Genomic DNA, 21,071 nt, shown 5'->3' with positions numbered 1-21,071 from the left:
GTAAAGAAAAAAAGGTTATTCAATTTCTTTTAGTAAAATTGAAGCCAAGAGAGCTTTTCGCATCATTAATCCATGGTAAGTTTGTTCAAAATACTTCGCTCGAGGATCGCTATCAATTTCGGGGGAAATTTCATTTACTCGGGGGAGTGGGTGTAAAATAATGGCATCATCTTTTACTAATTTCATTTCTTTTGGTGTTAAAATGAAGGCATTTTTCACTTTATCATATTCTTCCAAATCTCCAAAGCGTTCTTTTTGAATCCGAGTCATATATATGACATCTAATAATGGAAGTGTTTCTTTAAACTGAGTTGTTTCTTTAAAATTGTTATTCTTCAATCGCAATGAATCTTTTACTCGATATTGCATTTGTAAAAGATCAGGGCTGATGAAATAAAGGTTACTATTGAAATTAGAAAGTAAGTGAGCTAATGAATGCACGGTTCGACCATATTTCAAATCACCAATTAATCCTACATTTAATCCATCCAAAGTGCCCTTTAAATCATGAATGGCCAAACAATCGAGTAATCCTTGGGTTGGATGTTCCTGTGACCCATTTCCTGCATTGATAATTGGAACATCAGAAAATTGTTGAGCTAATTTGGCAGCTCCTTCTTTCGAATGTCGAATAACAATAATATCTGCATAATTAGCCACTGTTCTGATTGTATCGGCTAAAGTTTCTCCTTTTTTCACCGAAGAGGATCCTGCTGATGAAAATCCGATCACTTTTCCACCTAAATATGAAAATGCACTTTCAAAGGACAATCGTGTCCGGGTGCTCGGTTCAAAGAATAATGCTGCCATCACTTTTCCTTTAAGAAGTGTGGAATATTTTTCCTTGTTTGCTTCAATTTTCTTAGCCAATTTGATAAATTTCTCGACCTTTTCCCGATCAAATTGCTTTGCAGAAATTATATCTTGATTATAAAATTCCATGTGAACCAAAGTATATAGGTTACATTTTTTTTTAACCATTTTGATTACAGCACTAATATACCGACATTACTCGAAATATTTATTTGTTGCGGTAATCAATTCTCCATCGAGCAAGGAATCTAATTAAACTTTGTTGTTTTACTTCGATATTCGCAAAATTTAATGCTTTTTTTAATTTATGTCAATAGGGGGAGACTTTTACTTCCCAAGATCAAAAAATTAAAAATACATGAAATATTTTACAAAACATTAGAATTCAATTAGTGTCATGGGAATGTAATCCACTCGAAAACTTCGGAAAAAAAGGTTTTTCATGGAGTTGAAGAAATTGCATCTTGTGTCATGCGTGAGTTGAACATTAATGAAAATGCCTAAAGCAGCAAAAAAATATTGTGCCCGATGCAAAAAACATACGGATCATAAAGTCTCCATTTACAAAAAGGGTAAAGACCGAAAAATGGCTGTAAGCAAACGCCGATATGATCGCAAGAAAGCAGGTTATGGTTCACAGCCAAAGCCTATTCAACATAACCAATGTAAAGTTAACAAGAAGACTACTCCTCTCTTCAAATGTAAAGAATGTGGACATGGGACCTATGGGGCCGGACTCCGCTTGAAGAAGTTCGAGTTAGTCAATCAGTAATCAAATTAAAGGTGTAATTATATGGCAAACAAAACTCAAAAAGAATTAGTTCCTAAACCAAAAAGCCGATTTCTCCGCATAAAATGTTTGAATTGCGGAGCCGAGCAAATTGTGTTCGGTTGCGCAACGATTGAAGTCAAATGCTTCGTTTGTGAAAAGCAATTGGTCCAATCAACTGGTGGGAAAGCCCGAATTTTAACTAAAATCAGCGAAGTTCTCTCTTAAGAAAATTTTTTTTCTATCTTTTCGATATTTATTTGTTTTTTGAAATTCTCTCATTGTTTGATATTAAATCTTGATTAAAAATCATTTTTAGAGTATTAATAATCTCGATTTCCAAAGATTTTTTTATTTTCCTTGGCTGTTTAACCTATGGTAAACTTTTGTCCTACATGTGAAAAAATTCTCCGTAAAAAGAAAGCAGCTGATGGATCCTTTATTCTAAAATGCATTGGATGCGGGCATGAAGAACCCTATATTCGGGCGGGGAAAAAAAAAGCAGTTAGTAAAGTCTTAGAAAAAAAAATATTGGACAATAAAACACGGGTCGTTGGAGAAGAGCCTGATTTAGATTTAAAACCTCGAACGGAAGTGGAATGTCCCGAATGCGGTCATGATGAGGCGTTTTACGAACAATTTCAAACTAGATCTGCAGATGAACCAGCAACAACATTTTATTCCTGTACAAAATGTAAACATCGATGGCGCGAGTATTAATTTTTTTCCATTTATCTTTATACCTGCAAAAAATGGTGTCAGCATTTCCGTTTTAAATAAATAGTCCATTTTTTTTCGTATGACTTGCATTCGCATTGTTCTCATTTTGTTTTGAAATTTTTCCCTCACTTCTTCCAAAGATTTGACTTTCTGTTGGAATAATTTTGCAATTTCTGGCGATCTTTGAAAATAAAGTTAAATTCTTAAGAAAAAATAAGGTGAATAGAATGAGGTGCCATTTTTCTGATAAAGGCATGAGTAAATGATTTTTTATACTCGTTTATGGGTCATTATTAGAAAGATCCTATTTGAAAATGAGATTATTAACAAATTATTCAATACATTTATGTGTTTTCAATAAAAAGAATATATCCTCATTCAATAGGCAAGTTTTAAATAGAAAATCAAGAAATATCTAATATATATGCAAAAGGAAAACCCTTTTCTTGAGATTTCAATACAACATTATTCTGCATTCGCTCAAGAGCCTATACTTACTTTGCTCCAAAATATCATTAATCGCTTCCAAAAAAATCCTGGCGCCCATAGTCAAATTATCAACCATTCTGAAACTCCCTATATTCGAATTGATTTCGATTCTATGGATTCTTTGATCACAGAATATTCTCGAGGCTATGATTTATTTGATCCCCTTTTAGAAAAAATATCTACGGGAGAAATAACCATCCCAATAAAAGAAAAAGTCCAAGAAAATAAATCTAAGACGGAGCTTTATCTAATATTGAAATATTCTACAAATTATAAACAACCCTTACGCAAATATTATGAATTTGGATCAAAAGTATCAAATCTATTTGGTGTAAAGATGATGGTCGAAGAAGTTAGCGATGGTTTTTTATGGTTTTATGACACCTTGGAGGATTTTATGGCAGGTCAAGTGGAATTTCGCAGTTTGACAGAATTAAAATCCCTTTTAATTGCTCGAAATCAGTGGATAGATGAGTTTGAAACGATTATTCTTGCTTATCTCAATTCAAAACAAAAAATTAATGAATAAAGATGGGAAAAAGACGTCTTTATTCCAACGTTTTGCGAAGAGAACATTTATAAATGTCTTACGATCTATAAAAGTGTAGATGCTTATGAGTGAAGATAACATCAATCGGTATAAAGCTGATATCGCCAAAATTCAGCAACAAATTGAATCCTTAAAGGTGCAATATTCCCAAAAACATGACCTTGCTATTAAGGATAAAGAAGCAAAAATCAATGAGATCAAAACTACCAAAGGGGTAGAAGTTGAAAACATTGAAAATGATCTAAATGCAAAAAAAACCCATCTTCTTACTGCTGAAGAGACGTATATTGCGGCAAAGGAAGCATTCAAGGAAAAGAAGCAAGTCCATAAGGAAGTCAAAAATAATTATATAAAAGCGTTAACGACGCAAGAAAAAAATGCTCAAAATTTGCTTAAGAACATCGACTCCGAATTGAACCGGGAAACAAAACTTCAGATGAAGGAAATTAAAAATTTGCAGAAAATGATCCAGCAGGAAGAAAAAGCGATTGCGAAATCGATGAATGGTAAATAAATGTTCCTTTTTCTCTGAAAGTATCCAAACTTTTTTACGCTATTTTTTCTATTTCTAATTATGGACAATGCAGAAGATTTTGGGTTTATAACTGGCCAAAAGGTAAATTTGGTTCCATTGAATTCAAATCATGTAGATCTCTATTTCAAATGGAATAATGATTCACGGGTACGCAAATATTTAGGGAATGTGATTCCAATTCCCTTGGAAGAGATAAAAAAATCCATTGGGAATCCCAAAACAAATTATGTTGGTTTTGAAGTGTGGCATAAAGCTGATAAAAAACCAATTGGGTATGTTCATGTCGATGGCATAAATTGGATGCGTCGTAAAGCCTCAATTGGAGCATTAATTGGTGAAGTTGAATATTGGGGGAAAGGTTTGGCAACAGAAGTCACCAAATTAATTGTGGATTATTGTTTTGGGGAATTGAATTTGAATAAAATTGCCTCCCTCATTTATGAACCCAACAAAGCATCTCAGAAGTGTGTTGAACGTGTTGGATTTACTTTGGAAGCTACAATTGGGGATGCCGGCTATTCTGGAGGCGTTTACTTTGCCGATTTATATTACTCCTATTACCGAAAAGATTGGGATTTGAAAAATCAAAAATAAAATCAATTTTAAGAGATATGGCGTTTTTTTCCAATTTATCCATATATAGGGAGACTTGAAACCGAATTCTGATGGATTGAATTATTGATCTTTACTATGTAGATCCAACAACTTTAAATATTTGTGTTTGTTATTTCTACTTACTAAACTTGTTAATTCAACATAGTTATTTAAGTGATTTCCTATGACTATACAAAAAATTATTTTCCTTGAACCAAAAACTGAAAAACTCCATATATATTCCAAATTTGAATTACCGCGTTTGGGTTCAGTATTATTAGCCACAATAATGAAACAAGCTGGTTATGACACACGAGTTTACTTTCGAAAAACTAATGAAATTATTGAAGAACGGATCCAAGCGGATCTCGTTGCAATTTCAACTATATCAACTACTGCCCCTGCAGCTTTCCGAATCGCTGATTATTATCGGGAACAAGGTATCCCGGTCGTTATTGGAGGACCACACGTGACAGCTCTTCCTGAAGAAGCGATGCGTCATGCGGATTATTGTATACGAGGTGAAGGTGAAATTCCCCTTCCAAAATTAGTCGCTGCTTTAAATGATGGGACCCCTCTTGAAAACGTTCCTTCCCTTACTTGGATGGAAAATGGTAAAATTCGAAACACCGAGTTGTGTCGACCCATAGAAGATTTAGATAGTCTTCCTTTCCCTGATTTTTCTCTAATGGATACCGGTGGAAAAAAGATGAATGGTATTACAATGAAACCTACCATTCCAATGCAAGCAAGCAGAGGATGTCCCTTTAATTGTAAATTTTGTTCCGTTACATCGATGTTTGGGAAAAAATTCCGCTTTCGTTCAGTCGCAAGTATCATTGAAGAAATGAAACAGTATCATCCAAAAAAACATGTGATATTTTTCTATGATGACAACTTTTCGGCAAATAAAGAACGCACAAAGCATTTACTAAGAGAGATGATTGCCCATAAAAAAGAATTTGGGGGAACTTTCAGGTGGAGTACCCAAGTACGAGTCGATATTGCCAAGGATCCTGAACTTTTAGATTTAATGAAGAAAGCAGGATGTGTAACCGTGTATATTGGTATAGAATCTATCAATCCGGAATCATTAAAAGAAATGAAGAAAGCCCAATCGGTGGAGGATATAAGGTGGGGGATCAAAGAAATTCGCAAACGTAAAATTCATATTCATGGAATGTTTGTGTTTGGTTTTGATAGTGATACAAAAGCAACCACTCAAGCAACCGTTGATTTTGCAATCAAATCCAAAATTGAAACCGCTCAATTCCTAATTCTAACTCCGCTTCCTGGAACGGTGTTTTATCAAGAAGTTATTGAAGAAAATCGGTTTATTGATACAAAATGGGATGAATTTGATACTCATCATGTTAAATTCACCCCTAAACCTGAACATTTCACTATGTGGGAATTGCAACAAGCCCAAATCTCTGCCCATGCCCAATTTTATAAATTAACTCATGTGTTTCGGCGATTATTTAGGGGGAGTTTGATAGGACTTATAGTAGGGTTATATGCCAACAAATTAAATCGGAACTGGTTAGTGTGGGAACGTCCCTACTTAAAATGGTTAAAAAGGGTGAGTTCGGAGAAAAAAATCTTCCGAAATCCCCCAATAATTGCTAGTTAGAGTGAATCATTTTTTTTTAATTTGCTAAGATTTGGTCTCGGGAATAATGATAACTCTCGCCACAATTATGGTTTATTATAAGTTAATAATTTGAGCTTTTTTGTACTTATTTGCACAAAACTATGTAGAAATAACATGATTTATTATTAGTCAAATTAAAATTTATATAAATAGATAGGTATTGAATTAAAACTACAAAAATGGGTTGAATGGATTGATAAAAAATGGCTAAACGTCTAATGTCTATAGATACATTTCGTGGCTTTGCAATATTTTATGTTGTTCTTTTGCACGCTTTGGTGATGCGTGTCTTTGAACAAGATCGAAGTCACATTGTTAGATTGTGGGATCAAACTCCCACATTTCTTGTTATTATATTCATCCCCTTCATCATCATTATGATTTGGGGTGCATTATTTACTTTTTTAAGCGGAATTTCAGTCGCCTACTCCTTGACGGTTCAACGTGAGCAAGATGAAACTCTTATGGCTCTGAAATACAAACGACAAATAATTAGAGGAATTATGATCCTTCTTGCTCAATATCTGTTCTTCTTTTTATTTTCAAACCAATTGTCGGGTACAACCAGTGAAATAACTCACTCTTTAATTACTGGCTCCCTGGAGACTGATATCTGGGCGTTGCCAAGCATCTTTCATTTCTTCACTGTGGGGACTTTGGAATCCATTGTCATTTCAAATTGGGTAATTTGTACAATATTTTATGTTTTGTGGAAACGAAAGAATAAATCCATCAAACAAACTTATGGATGGCTTATTGGAATAGGGATTGGAATTTTCGTGGTTGCTGCAATTCTTTTCCAAATTGTTGGTGATCAACAAGTAGTTATAGAAAATTTAGGAAATCAAGGAAGATATGCAGAACAATTGCTTTTTATCAAATTCATAGGTGGTCGCCACAGTTTCTTCCCTCAAGTTGCTTATGGCGTTTTTGGAGCAGTTATTGGGGTTGCATTGGCTAACAAAGAATCCTATAAATCAATTGCGAAATTTGGATATGGATTTGGATTAATATTCTTAGGCATATTTCTTTACACTATTTTTGCTGGATTTGACTATGTAGCGGATTTGGCTGGTGAACACATTCCAATAAATGTATATTGTTTCAATTTAGGGGGTCAAATGATAGTCACCACCACGTTGATCAAGATGGATTATTCTTCTCCTAAAATGACCCGAATTCATGCTCGTAATAGTAAAATGTTGCGCAGATATGGCAAAGTGTCCTTATCTTTATATTTCTTAGAAGGGATTAATTCTATCTTGTGGTATAAACTCTTTTATTGGTATAATGGAGGTGCCTTTTATACTACGGGTTGGATGATTGCCATTTTTGAGTTTATTGTGTTTATCGAATGGTTTTTCATCTTAAAGTTATGGGAACGTAAAAATTTTGCCTTTTCTATTGAGGACATCATCCGTCGGGTAGAAACCTTCCTAACTGAAACTTCAAGATTTGCAAAGAAGAAAAAAGAGATTGCTATACCTCAAACAACAATTTCTCAATAGATGAAACCCTTTCGTCTTTTTCTATTTTTTTTTATTTTTAGATAATCTTTTTGAAAAGCTCCATAGATTTAAGATATAACTCAAAATTGATGCCTTCAGCATCTCGAATAAACTGAGCCGAGATAAATTTGGTTCCTGCCCCATCAAGGGATACATTTCCTAACACCGTAAAAATTTTTCCTTCTTTAATTGCGACTGTTTCATCTGGGATATCACGAATATTGATTTGGCCCGTTGTGTCATCTAAATTAAATTCATCACTAGCATTAAGATTCCGGGCGTATCCTGTAAGAGTTACTTGATTATCTGTTGCTTGGATATCTTTAACCAATCGTTTTTGGAAAAAATCCTTACTTTGTACTTCATTTTCATATTCGAATGCCATTATTATAATAAATTAATACCATCTTCCAATTTAAAATCCGTTATTGGAGAGGTAATTTTGAGAGTTATTTATAGATTAACATGAGGTTTTATTTGATTTTAAAAACAGAGGAAAGTAATATAGATTGAAATATTATGAGGAATAAAGAAAATGTTTAAAGCTAAAATAAAAGATGCCCGGATTGTGAAAGGAATGTTTGAAGCAGTCTCTGCCATCATTAGTGAGACTCTCTTAAAGGTAGATCCAGATAAAGGAATTACATTAACTGCGATGGATTTATCCCATATTTGTCTTGTATCATTATCCCTAGTTAAAGAAGATTTAGATGAATTTGAAGCGGATCAAAATTATGAATTGGGGATTAATCTCGAGGATTTAGTAAAGATTATCAAAAGGAGTGGAAGCAATGATGAAATTTCCTTTATTCATGATCCTAAGGATAAAAAATTAATCATTGAAATGAAACCTGAATCCGCTAAAAAAGCACGCAAATTTACCATATCTCTCATCGATATTGAAGGAGAAGAAATTAATTTGGAATCTCTAGAAGCCATGGAATTTGACAATAAAGTTCGGATGGGGCTTAAAAATCTTGATGAAGCTATCAAAGATGCTGAAATTTTTGCAGAAGTGTTGCAAGTTCAAGCCAAAGAGAATCTTATTTTCTCAACCACTGGAAATATTGGCGATATGGAATATGTTCTTGAGAAGGAAGAATTAGAATCTTCTGAATTTTCGGCCGAGAGCACGGGGATTTTTGCGATTTCCTTTTTGAAAAATATTTTAAAGGTATCTGCAATTGCGGATAAGGTCGAAATGGAGCTCAAGTCTGAGGCTCCGTTAAAAATGGTTTTTGATATCCTTAATTCCAGTCGAATCATGTATTTCCTCGCTCCACGTGTAGAAGAAGATGATGATTCGATGTATGAGGATTAGATTCTTCATTCTTTTTCTTTTTATTGTTATTTTTTTATTTTCACTAAAATCAAATGGAATATCTTATTGATTTCGCTTTCATAATATAAGTAAAGAAATTGGAAAGCAGAATACATAAAAGGATGAATGATGAAGGATGGATGGAATTCCGGAGAAATATTACTATCAGTTTCCATGGCTCAATGGAAGCAGTGACGTTTTATTTAATCGGGCGGGAATCACAGTGGATGAACTTAATTCTTTATCAATTGTTGATATTATTCAGAGACTGTTAAGGGAATATCCTGATTTGAAAGATCGAATTTTACTCTTTTTTGAAAGTGCCGTGAAAAATGAAGAACGTTTTCAGACACCAACAGATGATATCGTTCATTTAGCGATGTATCCCATTTTACAAATTTTAATTAGTATGTTAAAAAATCGAGTACTGGCTAATGCACTTTCGAATATCTATGCAAAACATTGTAAAAGGGTGTTAGCGCAGACAGGGGCAGTAAGGACTTATCCTAATAAGTTAATTCAGCAAATTTGTAAAAATGTAGGCATCGATTGTAATTTGGGGTTTGAGTTCATTGAAAAAATCCAATATTCTTTTGAAATGGATTTTGCTTCCTATTTAATGTCCGCAGCCCGATTGAGTGATAGTAAGTGGAAATTGGTGAATCAACGATTTCAAGATGGAAAGATTTTCTTGATTCGACCTGATGTTGTAATGTTACTTCGTGAATTTGTTCGAAAAAAAGTTCAACCCGATTTTAAAGATATGACCCCAGAATTAGCGGAAGAAATGGAACAAATTCCAAAAATTAAAGAAATTCTAGTAGAAGTTGAAAAATTAATTCAAGAAAATATGTCTCGTTTCCAATCTTCTTTGATATCTGATGGTGAAAAGATAGGATCAGATCTTTTTGCTCCATGTATTCAAGCAATTTTGTACCGAATGCTTCAAGGTGAAAATTTATCTCATAATGAGCGATTGGCCATTTGTTTTTTTTACTTAAATACCAATCACACCATAGAAGAAACTGTGGATCTTTTTCGGACATCTCCAGATTTTGATGAAAGTATTGCTCGATATCAAGTGGAATTTGCAGCTGGATCTGGAGGAAAAGGGAAAAAATATAGTATGTTCAAATGTTCCAAATTAAAATCCTTGCATTTATGCTATGCAGACCATAAAGATTTTGGAGACAAACTGTGTATAAAAGGGGCTAAAAAACGAAACGGCGAAATCGTTCAAATGCAAAATCCGGCGAAGGATTTCATATTTTGGAAGAAAATCGAATTAAATAGACTTCATCGAACACAAATTGCAATAGGGGAACAAACCATTACTTCGAAAACTGAAATTAATGAAAAACAATCGAAAATCCCCCCCCAAACTTCGAGGAAATAAAATGAATCTCACACAAGCCTATATCAAGAAGCTTTTCAGTGCCTATTACCGGGCCCATATTCGCGAATTTCCCGATACTGCTTCACTTCCACAGAGGGAATTTGCGTTTTTAAGATGGGATCATCCTGGAATGGTGCGTCACCTTGGATATCCTTCAAAAGATTTCTTATTACAATATCTGATCTCCCATGGACCGCGCCATAGTTATCACAGTGCTACTTATTATGAACGACCAAGTGCCGAAAAAATGGAAGATAAAGGCTATCTTGGCTGTGATTTTGTGACCGATATAGATGCCGATCATATACCCACGGCTTGCCGAAGTGATCATAATTATACTATTTGCAAGGCTTGTGGCAATAAAGAAAAGGGAGAAAAACCAGAAAAATGTTCCAAATGTGATGGTACGAAGTTTACCAAGATTCTTTGGCTTTGCGATGAGTGCTTAAATGTTTCCAAACAGCAAGCATTTAATTTAGTGGAAAACTTTCTGGTTCGTGAATTTGCTATTCCCTTGGAGGCGATTCAGCTTAATTTTTCAGGTCATCGAGGTTATCACATCCATCTTGATGGAGATGCTTGGTTACATCTTGATCAAGATGCTCGTCGTGAAATTGCGGATTATGTAACGGGAGAAGGATTCTCCTTTAAACTTTGGAACTTTAAAAAAACCCAGAATGTGATGCAAGGTTTTACTCTGGATCAACCGGGATGGCCATCCAAGATTACTAGGGAGTTTTATCGGGTATTAAAGAGTGGCGAAAATAATATTTGGCATTATTTTAAGAACCCCATTTATGGAAGAGCACTCAATAAACCTGTCATAGAAAAAATTCTTAACTATCGGTTGAAATTGATTACAGCTATTGAAAAAAAAAGTCGAATTTGGGACATCCCGACTTTACATGACAGTTCATGGCACAGAATCTTCTACATTTTACGGGATCATATTAAAGCTGATATTGATGTTGTAGTTAGTATTGATCTTCACCGTTTGATACGTTTGAATGGATCACTTCATGGAAAGGCCGGTTTTAAAGTCATGAGTGTCCCCTATGAAACTTTAAAAGATTATGATCCTCTCGTGGACGGCTTGGCTTTTCCAGATAATTCCGAAAATACAATAACTATTCAAATTACCGCTCCATTAGCTCCAAAGATTCGAATAGGGGATTCGGAATACGGGCCTTATATTTTGGGAGAAAAAATTACTCTTCCGTTAAATGCAGGGTTATTTTTATTGTGTAAAGATGTTGCGTTGCTAGTACGAAATTAAAAAAACATTCTGATCTTATTTAGCTTTGTAACATAAGAATGTGGGATAAAAATGGATTCACAAACTCAAGATAAAATTTACGTTAACTTGGTTAAATATTGGCGCTTATCATATCGATCTCAGAATATTATTCAAATCCCAAACAATGATAAATTTATTCCCAATATTCGGGCTCTTGTGGTGTCCATTAAAAATCAACTTGAAAATTCATCGGATAAATTAATACAAGAAATCTTTTTTAAAACTCTCGAGAACATCAATTTTATGGTCAAAGATTTATTAGATGCGCGATTGGATCGAATTATTTTACGATGTCGTCGACAGAAAAAAATCAAAGAAGAATTTTTACTTCCTGAAGAAATTGATTTTTATCGTGGTCTTTTTACATCCTTTCGAGGCTATAAAGCTTCTCGAAATATGGTCTTAGATGATTTACTCACTCCCCAAAATAAGGCATTTCCAAAAAATTTCTCTTCATCCGATGACCTTTCTTTATCCGATTCTACGTTGGTTGAATTAAATCAAAAAATATCTAGTGTAACTCAAAATTCCGATGATAATGTTCAAGAAGAAGTAGTACTTTCAAATATGGAATCTTCATCTAAATTAATCGCCCCAAATTCTTCATTGGGTAATTCTGGAGAGGAGAAAATGGACATACCGGAAGAATTTCCCTATGATTTAAATCTTGAAGATGAGCTTCTCGATGAAGATACGCCTCCTGCTGAAATATTGGATGAATTGGATTTGGTTCTCTCGAGGAAAAATGATCATTCAGTAGCGCGAGTGTCCCCTCAAGAATATAAATCCATTCAATATACTACGGTACGCATTTTAAGCGATATTTCACCCATCGTAGGCGTAGATCTCGAAATTTATGGGCCTTTGAATAAAGAAGATGTTATTTTTTTACCACAAAAAAATGCTGATATCCTAATCGAAGAAAATCTTGCAAGTATGCTTGAGATTTAAGGGATTATTGGAACTTTATTTTTTCTTTAGGTCGGGAAATTTCTCATGCATCTTCTTTCGGAAATGTTCCATACGATAATCTTGATATTTATCTTGCAAAGAAAAACGGGGAGGATACACATTTTCAACTGGTGAATTGCAATTTTTACAATTTGCTTCAGAAATTGTGTAATTCATACATTTCGTGCAACGTTTTAGATGTGTGGGCATGATAATCACGATAATTTAGTTAAGGAAGAAAAAAATTTATTGCTTATTGGATAAATTGTCTCGCATTACTTCAACAGATCCATTAGAACCGATAACATTTTCGATTTTTGCGGTAATTTTTGCGAGATGTTTTTCAGCGGATTGGTAATCTTTGGCTTCTAATTCCAATCGATAAATCGGTGCACCAATATAAGTGAACTCTGTTTCAATCCCTTTAGCTTTTCGGAGTTTTCCCGCCCCTCTGAAGGCTTCTTTTATTAATTCAATTCCATTTCCATCTTGGGATCGAACATCATATTCTACGGTCATATTCACTTTTGAAATTGTTACATTATCAACAATTAATTGGTAGAGTGATTCCATGAGATCTTCTGGAATGTCTATTTCTTCGACTTTTAAGAGTTCATCTTTACCTTCTTCTTTGATCTCTTCAAATGCGGTATGTAAATCACCATATTTATCAACCAGAGGCCAGATAGCCTTATCAAATAATTCAGACATTTCAATTTTATTTTGTTCGGCAAAGAATTTTAACAAACCTTCCAATTTATTTTCATAGCGCCACGAGTTCATAATGTTCTGTTTTTGGACTTTATTGACTCTTCTGAGGCTTAAATCTAAGTATCCTCGATCTTCATTGACTCTAAGAACCGATAACACCACTCGCTGGCCATTTGCAATAATGCTATTAATATTTTTAACCCAGCGGTTGCTTAATTCGCTAATATGAATCATTCCTTGAGCGCGTTGTTCATGAGCGAGTCCAGTATAATCTTCTAGTTCAACTTGCACATAACCTCTTTGCACGTTGGTAACACGACAAACAACAACTTCACCGGGAGTTGGGAAGGGGTTTCGGTTTAACATACTTCAAATAATGAACCTTAAATTATGAATTTTTGGTATTTTGTAATGTGTGAACAACTTTGTTTTTCAATATATTTCTTGTTAGAAATTTCGTAAAAACATGATCTTATTAAACAAAATTGAAGCTTTTAATATGATGGCTGCAGTGGATTTTAATTTCTTAGCAGCTGCCTTGGGGATTTTGTTAGCGGCTGCAATCATCAGTGTGCTCGTTGGATTATTTAAAAATAAGCAAAATCCCGAAAAAGCGATTTTACGATGGTTCACTTTTGCAGAAGGGACTGATTCTGATTTTTTTGAGTGGGAGAAAATCGAATTATTTAATGATAAACCTTTAAAATTGCATCAAATGGGTTTGGAAATTATTATATTTATTACGGGTACGGCTATTATAATCATGGGAGTTGAATATTTTCCAATAACATGGAAATTGTTTCTCTCCTATCCTCTTTTGTTACTTTGGCTTTCGATATTTCAGAAAGGTGTTCTAAAAGAAGAATTTTCAAAGATCATACTCCATTTACCAAAAAAACCTGTTCAAGAACATCGTTGGGTGCAAATTTTAACCATTGCATTAATTTTTATCTTGATTTTAAGTATTTTGAATGTTTTAATTGATTTTAATCCTTTAGTTGTGAGGTTTCCCGAAAAATCAACATGGGCTTATATTTTTTATTCCTGTATTCAAGCCCCTTTAGTCGAAGAATTATATTTTCGCGGATTTTTTTATTCTAGAGTTAAAGAATGGAATCAATTTGCAAAAAAATTAAATCGGAATTATTTCATCTTGATTGAAGCATTTTGTTCTGCTGTATTATTTGCTTTTTGGCATGTTTTCAGTTTCATGATTTTCTATTCCGCTTTTTTTGTCGGTTTATTTTTGTGTTTCTTGCGAAATGAGTGGGGAGAATCATTGATACTTGGGTTTGTGATTCATTCAATGTATAATTTTGTCGCAATGCCTTGGATCATTTAAAAATCAAATTCAAAATAGAGTGTTGATAATATCAATTTATTGATTCTTTTTTGTAGAAAATTCATCAATATCATCCATAATTTATATCAAATTTAGAAAAAAGTGCATTGAATTAGGGAACTTCCTATTTTTCAAAAATGTAAGTTTCAAAAATATATCACTCAATTTTGTTAATTGAATTTTATCATTGACTTTTATCACTAAATTTCGGGAAAAAGCCTTATAATGATCAAAACCAATAATTTTTTAATTCATTTTAAATTAAATCAAGTGAGGACATTTCAATGATTTCTAATTATAATAGTGGTGGTAATATGGAGCATGAAGAAAAACCCCATATTGATCTTATCGATCGTAATATTATTTCCATTTTAAAGAATGATGCTCGCACTTCCTATCGTCAAATTGCTGATGAAATTGGGAAAACTGAAGCGACTGTCAGAAGAAGAGTCAATCGAATGATTCGGGATCAAATTATCCGAAAATTTACTATCGTTCTAGATGAAAAACGCCTTGATAATCCAACCAAAGCAACAATTAAAATACAACCTGACTTAAATAAAATAAAAAGCATTACTGAAGAATTGCTTAAAATTGATGCTATAACAGACATTTGGCGACTTAGTGGCGATTGTGGTGTTTTTGTAAGAGTTGAATTGCCTTCTCTCGAACATTTGGATCCTTTAATAGAAGATCAAATCTCGAAAATTTCCGGAGTCTCGATCAAAGAAACCTGCTTCGTGACCAAGGAAGTTAAAACGAAATATTAATTCTTTTTCTTCATTTTTATTCTTATTTAACAAGATCTGCTATTTTAGAATATTTAAATTATAAAAACTGTGAAAAAAGTCACATCAACTGTGATATAACCAGTTTGGATTGTTTCGGATGTAGGGAATAACTTCGTTTTCAAGGGTTTGGATTTCTTCGTCCAGTTCAATGTCAAATAACCGATTCTCTATGACTAATAAAAATTGATTCAATTTTCCCATTGTTGATCCACAAAAAATTTGTTTGTTATTGTAATTTGGTAAACCCTCTTATTAAATGGTGAGGTAACAATGGTCCTCTATAACTTCACAGGTTTATTTTTCGTTTTTTTTTATTTTTTAGAAATTTTTTCCTCCATAACTGGTTCCAAAGTTTTCAGGGTCAGAATAAATATGGGAATTAAAGCCAATTCAACAAAAATACTAATAATGAAAGGAGATTGAGTTCCAAATTTATCCCAAGCCAAGCCTCCAATAATTGGGCCCAAAACTCCTCCTAAACGACCTAACCATCCTTGTAATCCGAAAAGTTTCCCACGGTTAGTTTTATTCACTCGGGACATCACATTTTGCAATATTAGACCTCCTGCAGTTGCTAATGTGGAATCAATAATTAATAAAAGAGAAAACAGAATTTCTGAATCCGTTCGAATCAAGAAAAACGTAGTAAGGGCACCTAAAAAAGATGAAAGGGCTACACCCAAAGGGAGGTTAATCTTATCACAGAGTTCACCAATCTTGGGGGAAATAATCAGTGTTAATATGCCTGATGGAAAATAAATGAGCATAATAATTGTCGCATTATCTTGGATGTTGGCCGTTAAATATGCTTGTAAAAATGGGTAAGCCATGGATTCATTCATATTGGCAAAAAACATTCCCAAAATCATAAGTAAAAGCCCAAAAGCTAACCCCTTCGGCATATTTTTAAAAAATGGTTCTTTTGAAGGTTCAGATTTTAAAAATTCCTTGACATCCTCTTCATTATTAGATAATTTTTCCATATTTTGCTGTGGAAGCGATTCAACTTCTGAATTCAGGAAGCGATCATAAGTCAGATCTTCATCAACATTTTTAGAGAAGTAGATCCCAGCGTAAAAATTTGAAATAGCATAAAGAAGTAAAGGTGAATATTGGATAAATTCGAGTCCTGGGAAAAAATTGTCAATAACAACAAAAATTGGAACACCGATACAAGCCCCTACTAAATTTCCAATTCCCATTTTACCATAACTTTTACCGAATGCTGTGGACCTATTTTCTTTATTGGATTTTTCCGAAACCAAAGCATTGAAGGGAGGCCAAAAAACGCCTACAGACATACCTAAAAAGAGCATTGAGCCTGTAAATCCAATTAAAGATCGAAATAAGATTGTTATGTACATCCAAATATAGGATATTCCTCTACCGATAGAACCAAAAAGCACTAAATTTTTCTTCGAACTTCTATCGGTAAAATAACCAACAAGAGGTGTGGAAATTATCGCCCCAATTGTGAAAGCTGAAAACATAAATCCTAATTGTGTTCCAGAAGCATCCATCAATTGTCCAGTTACATAGGGGACCATGAAATTGAAGAAAAAAAAGCCCATACTGTTCCAAAACAAGATTTTTATCATAGAATTAAAATCAGGGGTAACTTTTTCTGAGAAACTATTGCTATTTTCTGTGAGTTTAGCCATTTTAGCGTAAATTGTTTAATTAAAATAGATTCATAATTTTTTCGAATAAATTATTACCAATTGTCCATTTTTTTATAGACTTTTTTATAATTGGGCTTCGCAATATAATGGAGGGTTGTAAAATATGACTAATATCGCAAAACTAATGGATCCCAATAACATTATGCATTTCATTGAAGATAGGATAGAGATAAGAATGGAACGAAATCCAAACAAAGATAAAATCTTTGAATTACCAATAATTGAGCAGAAAGACAGAATTCTTGTTTAATATGCAGTAACTTGTTCTTTTTCTTTTAATGGGGCTGAATTAAACCCCAAAATCTTTTTTTCTTCAATTTTTAATTCATAAGGATGGTCATTGAAATTTGAAACAGGCATATAGTTTCTTATAGCCATGTGAGCATCTACATAAATCAAAAAGAGGTGCTCACATACCACATGATCAACCAATATTGGCACTATCCCCAATGAATTTTGTTCTCTTTTAGTTATGAGATCATTACTTAACTTATGGAGGGAGGCCTTTCCACAAATTGGACATCGTAGAACAACTCGTCTAGCCATCGTTATACAATGAAAGTAGGAAGGTGAGTACTAATAATATTCATATTGGAAAAATTGCAATAAAATGACGACAAAAAAAGATAGATTAAATTTTCTTAATTTCACTCATAAATTTGGTAGCGGTTCTCTAATCTAAAGATATATAAGAGACAAACAATGGGGGATTAGCCATGCGTTAGTATTAGAAAAAGATTGGTAATTTTCCTTAGAATTGTTAAAAACTAGATTTGGCCTTCTCCCTTGCTTGCTGGATATCTTTAACCCATTTGTCTAATTCTAAAATCCACCATGCTATCGAGTCGGGTAGTCCTTCATTGTTGATAAATTTGACCATTAATAAAGGACGAAATTTGGTTTTACCTAAGTGACTTTTTGGGGTTTCTATTGATGTAATAGATGACAAAGGGATGCGCCATTCTCTTGTGGGCAGATACATTTGAAAACAAAGTTCTTGGGTTGTGAGTACTAAGACTCCATTCCCTCGTATCTGCTTTCGGCCTTTCGATTCTAATCCGAAAAAATTGCAACTTCCGGTGGATCGCAGAATTGATACTTCAGCAAACTGTGCAAGATACTTATTCATTTTAACACGAAACATGTCACTAGTTATTTTGTTAAGATTGCTTATATATGATCCTTCTTGGGAAATATTTTTGGTTTAGAACGATTTTCCATGATATACACGAGGGCATTTATTGGCACAGGACGATCTACTTTGATGCCTACAATAATATGATTTTCGCGATTCGCCATTGGTGTTTCCTCAACTAATGCGCCTTCCAATTGAAGTGAGGTAATTATTTGCTTATGAAAAAAAGAAGATCGGTTTTCAATCACAATTTCTTGTCCTTCGTGCAAATATTCATCAAAGAGATCTATTTCGATGGCCATTGCCTTGCGATAGTAATTGGTTACTTTTCCAATTTGTTTTTTTTGCCAAGTTGATATGTTGCCTCGTACATTTTTTTCTATATCTTCAATGTTTGGACGATTAAAATAATACCCTGTATGAAAGCCACGATTAAATACATGAGTTAATTTATTCAACCATTTGTCCACTTTCTCTTGGGTGTATGTATTTTCATAATAACTTGAAATAGCTTCGCGATAGCACCCAACAACTTCTGTAAGATATAGTGGATCGCGCATTCGGCCCTCAATTTTGAAACTCGCAATTCCCGCTTCAATTAATTCCGGAATATGGCCGATCATACATAAGTCTTTAGCATTAAAGAACATACCAGAAAATTGATCATAATCTAATAATTCCCCTTCTTCTCCTTGGAAAGTAAAATACCGACGGCAAGGTTGGACGCATTTTCCGCGATTTGCTGAAAATTCAGAATTGTGTTGCATCAAGTCGGCAGAGAGATAACATCGGCCACTAACCGCAGTACACATTGCTCCGTGCACAAAACACTCTACCGGGATAGAAACTTCTGAAACTATATCCTTAATATCTTCCAAATTAACTTCTCGTGCGAGAATAAGGCGTTCTGCTCCAAGTGATTCATAAAATTTTGCCGCAATTTTGTTTGAAATGTTCGCTTGAGTAGAGATATGAAAGGGGATTCCTACCTGTTTTGCTATCATTATTGTTGCAAGATCATGACATATTAGAGCATCCACACCTGCGTCTTTTGCCAATTTGATTGTTTGGTGTAATTCAACAAGTTCAGTATTATATATCAAGATATTGGTGGTGAGATAGCATTTTCGGTGGGCTTCGTGGATAGTAGTGACAAGTTTGGTCAAATCATCTATTGAAAAATTGTCTGCTCTGGCTCGCATGGAAAAATTTGTATCTAAACCAAAGTAAAAGGCGTCAGCATTTCTTAAAATATTCGTTTGAGGTTCGAGGGATTTCCAATTACTCAACGGAGCTAAGAGTTCTGGGGAAGGAATTTTTGAGGTCATAACAGACAATCACTTTCTGGTTAAGGTAAAGTAATCATCCTATTTGTCGTTTGTGAAAATTGATAACTTACTTATTTCATCCTCCATTCATTTGATCTGGGGATAAATCATACCATTTCAAATAAAAAAGCGAGCACAATCGATTAATGATCCTATCGTTACCCCTGATTTTAAACCGATGATTCAAATTGTGTTTTGGAATAGTCTTGGATTTCTCTTTTTTGGCTTTATTGTTTCTTATGTACCGATTCAATTATTTGGAGCTAGTGGATCTGAGATGGGCTTAATCGTCTCTCTTCAAGCTTTTGGAAGACTTCTTAGCACTCCCTTAATCGGTTATCTGACAGATCGGGTCTCTAAAAAGAAACTTGTCATGGTGGGGGCTTTAGGTCGTTGTATTTCTTATATTATGTATTATTTATCCATTGTGTTGCACTCCATACCTCTCTTTGGAGCGGGAATTTTTACCCAAGGTGTTTTAGTGGGATTTTTTTGGCCCCCCTTCAATTCACTCGTTGCGGAAAAATCGAATAAATACTTTCGATCAGAAGCCTACGGAAAAAGGAGTAGCATGATTGGATGGGGGAGTTTGGCTGGTTCAGCTTTCAGCTTTTCTGTTTTCACTTTAGCTCACCATTTTATTCCGGATAAGTTATTAATCGTCTATTCCCCCTTTCTAATTTTTGCAGTTATTAATATCTTTGCAGGGCTGTATTTTTACCGAAATGTGGATGAGCATTACTCGTTTGCGGAGTTTAAAAAAGAAAAAATCTTCTCTTATAATAGTGATCGTAACGAGCAATCTGAACTTGTAATCAAAAATTCCTCTGAAGGTCTACCCACTCAAATGGAATCAAACAAAATGTCCAAGAAATTTTTAGGGGCATTTTTTTTGTTAACTCTTGCTCTGATGGCAAGCCGGATGAACGATACTTTGGCTGAACCCTTTTTGCAAGTCTATCTGATTGAAAATATCATCCAAAATCCTACTCTCGTCATGCTCATATATTTTCCCGCCCAAATTACCTCCTTATTGATGGCGCCCTACATGGGGAAAATTTGTGATCGCATCAATCCACGTGTGGGTATTTTATTCTTAAGTTGTATCGGTGGGGCAATGACTTGGTTTCTCATTCAGACTTCTTCTCCCGTTGTTTTCAGTCTTTTGCTCACCTTTGATTTCACTTTCGCACGAGCTAATCTACTTTTAATGGAAAATGTCCTTAGCCGGACTTCTCAATTACATCGAGGGAAAATCTTCGGAATGGCTGAATGGATGAAACTTTTGGGTGGATTTTTTGGGCCTAATATTGGAGGTTTAGTCTGGGATCGTGTTGATCATAGGGCTCCATTCATTATCTCGATTTTCGTTGAAATATTCTTAGTCCCATTATACTGGGTATCTATCTTCTTCTTGAAACCATTTATGGCTGAAAAAGTGGGAAAAAACAGCATAATTGTTAATTGAATTGAGAAGTGAAATGT

25 protein-coding genes are annotated in these 21,071 nt (G+C 34.1%); 16 read left to right on the top strand and 9 right to left on the bottom strand.

The window, feature by feature from the left end:
- Positions 1-15 precede the first annotated feature (15 nt).
- Positions 16-942, bottom strand: a complete 927-nt coding sequence (pyrB, locus tag NEF87_RS07800; RefSeq protein WP_371806839.1) for an aspartate carbamoyltransferase — start codon at positions 940-942, stop codon at positions 16-18.
- A 361-nt stretch (positions 943-1,303) separates the two neighbouring features.
- Here pyrB and NEF87_RS07795 point away from each other — a divergent pair, with 361 nt between their 5' ends.
- The 8 genes from NEF87_RS07795 to NEF87_RS07760 all read left to right on the top strand — a co-directional run bounded on the left by NEF87_RS07795 (position 1,304) and on the right by NEF87_RS07760 (position 7,632).
- Positions 1,304-1,585: a 50S ribosomal protein L44e gene (locus NEF87_RS07795; RefSeq protein WP_457919332.1), complete on the top strand. Its 282-nt coding sequence runs from the start codon at positions 1,304-1,306 to the stop codon at positions 1,583-1,585.
- A gap of 21 nt (positions 1,586-1,606) precedes the next feature.
- A complete protein-coding gene (locus NEF87_RS07790; protein ID WP_371805887.1) occupies positions 1,607-1,810 on the top strand; it encodes a 30S ribosomal protein S27e in 204 nt (67 codons plus the stop codon).
- A gap of 147 nt (positions 1,811-1,957) precedes the next feature.
- On the top strand, positions 1,958-2,302 hold the full coding sequence (locus NEF87_RS07785; RefSeq protein WP_371805886.1) for a transcription factor S: 345 nt from the start codon (positions 1,958-1,960) through the stop codon (positions 2,300-2,302).
- Positions 2,303-2,726: 424 nt separating this feature from the next.
- Entirely contained in the window at positions 2,727-3,320 is a 594-nt protein-coding gene (locus tag NEF87_RS07780; RefSeq protein ID WP_371805885.1) for a hypothetical protein, read from the top strand.
- A gap of 85 nt (positions 3,321-3,405) precedes the next feature.
- Positions 3,406-3,855: a hypothetical protein gene (locus tag NEF87_RS07775; RefSeq protein ID WP_371805884.1), complete on the top strand. Its 450-nt coding sequence runs from the start codon at positions 3,406-3,408 to the stop codon at positions 3,853-3,855.
- Between the two features lie 60 nt (positions 3,856-3,915).
- On the top strand, positions 3,916-4,470 hold the full coding sequence (locus NEF87_RS07770) for a GNAT family N-acetyltransferase (RefSeq protein WP_457919331.1): 555 nt from the start codon (positions 3,916-3,918) through the stop codon (positions 4,468-4,470).
- Between the two features lie 184 nt (positions 4,471-4,654).
- On the top strand, positions 4,655-6,103 hold the full coding sequence (locus NEF87_RS07765; protein ID WP_457919330.1) for a B12-binding domain-containing radical SAM protein: 1,449 nt from the start codon (positions 4,655-4,657) through the stop codon (positions 6,101-6,103).
- 224 nt (positions 6,104-6,327) lie between these two features.
- The gene (locus NEF87_RS07760) at positions 6,328-7,632 is read left to right on the top strand and encodes a hypothetical protein (protein WP_457919329.1); all 1,305 of its coding nucleotides are present in this window, start codon (positions 6,328-6,330) and stop codon (positions 7,630-7,632) included.
- Between the two features lie 37 nt (positions 7,633-7,669).
- Here the strand turns inward: NEF87_RS07760 and NEF87_RS07755 are convergent, their stop codons facing one another.
- Positions 7,670-8,017: an RFA2 family protein gene (locus NEF87_RS07755; protein ID WP_371805877.1), complete on the bottom strand. Its 348-nt coding sequence runs from the start codon at positions 8,015-8,017 to the stop codon at positions 7,670-7,672.
- A gap of 150 nt (positions 8,018-8,167) precedes the next feature.
- Between NEF87_RS07755 and pcn the strand changes: the two genes are divergently transcribed.
- The 4 genes from pcn to NEF87_RS07735 all read left to right on the top strand — a co-directional run bounded on the left by pcn (position 8,168) and on the right by NEF87_RS07735 (position 12,597).
- Positions 8,168-8,953: a proliferating cell nuclear antigen (pcna) gene (gene pcn, locus NEF87_RS07750; protein WP_371805876.1), complete on the top strand. Its 786-nt coding sequence runs from the start codon at positions 8,168-8,170 to the stop codon at positions 8,951-8,953.
- Positions 8,954-9,089: 136 nt separating this feature from the next.
- The gene (locus tag NEF87_RS07745; RefSeq protein ID WP_457919328.1) at positions 9,090-10,349 is read left to right on the top strand and encodes a hypothetical protein; all 1,260 of its coding nucleotides are present in this window, start codon (positions 9,090-9,092) and stop codon (positions 10,347-10,349) included.
- A 1-nt stretch (position 10,350) separates the two neighbouring features.
- Positions 10,351-11,625 carry a DNA primase small subunit domain-containing protein gene (locus NEF87_RS07740; protein WP_371805874.1) on the top strand — a complete coding sequence of 425 codons (1,275 nt, stop codon included), beginning with the start codon at positions 10,351-10,353 and terminating at the stop codon, positions 11,623-11,625.
- 51 nt (positions 11,626-11,676) lie between these two features.
- A complete protein-coding gene (locus NEF87_RS07735; RefSeq protein ID WP_457919327.1) occupies positions 11,677-12,597 on the top strand; it encodes a DNA replication complex subunit Gins51 in 921 nt (306 codons plus the stop codon).
- 15 nt (positions 12,598-12,612) lie between these two features.
- Here NEF87_RS07735 and NEF87_RS07730 read toward each other — a convergent pair whose 3' ends face one another.
- Positions 12,613-12,807, bottom strand: a complete 195-nt coding sequence (locus tag NEF87_RS07730) for a nucleolar RNA-binding Nop10p family protein (protein WP_457919326.1) — start codon at positions 12,805-12,807, stop codon at positions 12,613-12,615.
- A 36-nt stretch (positions 12,808-12,843) separates the two neighbouring features.
- A complete protein-coding gene (locus NEF87_RS07725) occupies positions 12,844-13,674 on the bottom strand; it encodes a translation initiation factor IF-2 subunit alpha (RefSeq protein WP_371805871.1) in 831 nt (276 codons plus the stop codon).
- A gap of 100 nt (positions 13,675-13,774) precedes the next feature.
- On the opposite strand from NEF87_RS07725, the gene NEF87_RS07720 reads away from it, so the two are divergent.
- Complete coding sequence (locus NEF87_RS07720; protein ID WP_457919325.1) at positions 13,775-14,650, top strand: CPBP family intramembrane glutamic endopeptidase; 876 nt, start codon at positions 13,775-13,777, stop codon at positions 14,648-14,650.
- Between the two features lie 284 nt (positions 14,651-14,934).
- A complete protein-coding gene (locus NEF87_RS07715) occupies positions 14,935-15,420 on the top strand; it encodes an Lrp/AsnC family transcriptional regulator (protein ID WP_371805869.1) in 486 nt (161 codons plus the stop codon).
- Between the two features lie 84 nt (positions 15,421-15,504).
- On the opposite strand, the gene NEF87_RS07710 is transcribed toward NEF87_RS07715, so the two are convergent.
- A complete protein-coding gene (locus tag NEF87_RS07710; RefSeq protein WP_371805868.1) occupies positions 15,505-15,642 on the bottom strand; it encodes a hypothetical protein in 138 nt (45 codons plus the stop codon).
- Between the two features lie 110 nt (positions 15,643-15,752).
- Entirely contained in the window at positions 15,753-17,102 is a 1,350-nt protein-coding gene (locus NEF87_RS07705) for an MFS transporter (protein WP_457919324.1), read from the bottom strand.
- Positions 17,103-17,226: 124 nt separating this feature from the next.
- Between NEF87_RS07705 and NEF87_RS07700 the strand changes: the two genes are divergently transcribed.
- Positions 17,227-17,373 carry a hypothetical protein gene (locus tag NEF87_RS07700; protein WP_457919323.1) on the top strand — a complete coding sequence of 49 codons (147 nt, stop codon included), beginning with the start codon at positions 17,227-17,229 and terminating at the stop codon, positions 17,371-17,373.
- Here NEF87_RS07700 and NEF87_RS07695 read toward each other — a convergent pair.
- The 3 genes from NEF87_RS07695 to NEF87_RS07685 all read right to left on the bottom strand — a co-directional run bounded on the left by NEF87_RS07695 (position 17,370) and on the right by NEF87_RS07685 (position 19,586).
- Complete coding sequence (locus tag NEF87_RS07695; protein ID WP_371805865.1) at positions 17,370-17,669, bottom strand: hypothetical protein; 300 nt, start codon at positions 17,667-17,669, stop codon at positions 17,370-17,372. The genes NEF87_RS07700 and NEF87_RS07695 overlap by 4 nt on opposite strands.
- 214 nt (positions 17,670-17,883) lie before the next feature.
- On the bottom strand, positions 17,884-18,252 hold the full coding sequence (locus NEF87_RS07690) for a hypothetical protein (protein ID WP_457919322.1): 369 nt from the start codon (positions 18,250-18,252) through the stop codon (positions 17,884-17,886).
- 41 nt (positions 18,253-18,293) lie between these two features.
- Positions 18,294-19,586: a peptidase U32 family protein gene (locus NEF87_RS07685; protein ID WP_457919321.1), complete on the bottom strand. Its 1,293-nt coding sequence runs from the start codon at positions 19,584-19,586 to the stop codon at positions 18,294-18,296.
- A gap of 190 nt (positions 19,587-19,776) precedes the next feature.
- On the opposite strand from NEF87_RS07685, the gene NEF87_RS07680 reads away from it, so the two are divergent.
- Positions 19,777-21,054: an MFS transporter gene (locus NEF87_RS07680; protein ID WP_457919320.1), complete on the top strand. Its 1,278-nt coding sequence runs from the start codon at positions 19,777-19,779 to the stop codon at positions 21,052-21,054.
- Positions 21,055-21,071 lie beyond the last annotated feature (17 nt).

The sequence above is a fragment of the Candidatus Lokiarchaeum ossiferum genome (assembly GCA_025839675.1).
Lineage (GTDB): Archaea > Asgardarchaeota > Lokiarchaeia > Sigyniarchaeales > Promethearchaeaceae > Lokiarchaeum > Lokiarchaeum ossiferum.
The sequence above is the reverse complement of the archived record's forward strand: the minus strand, read 5'-3'. Positions and strand labels throughout refer to the sequence as shown.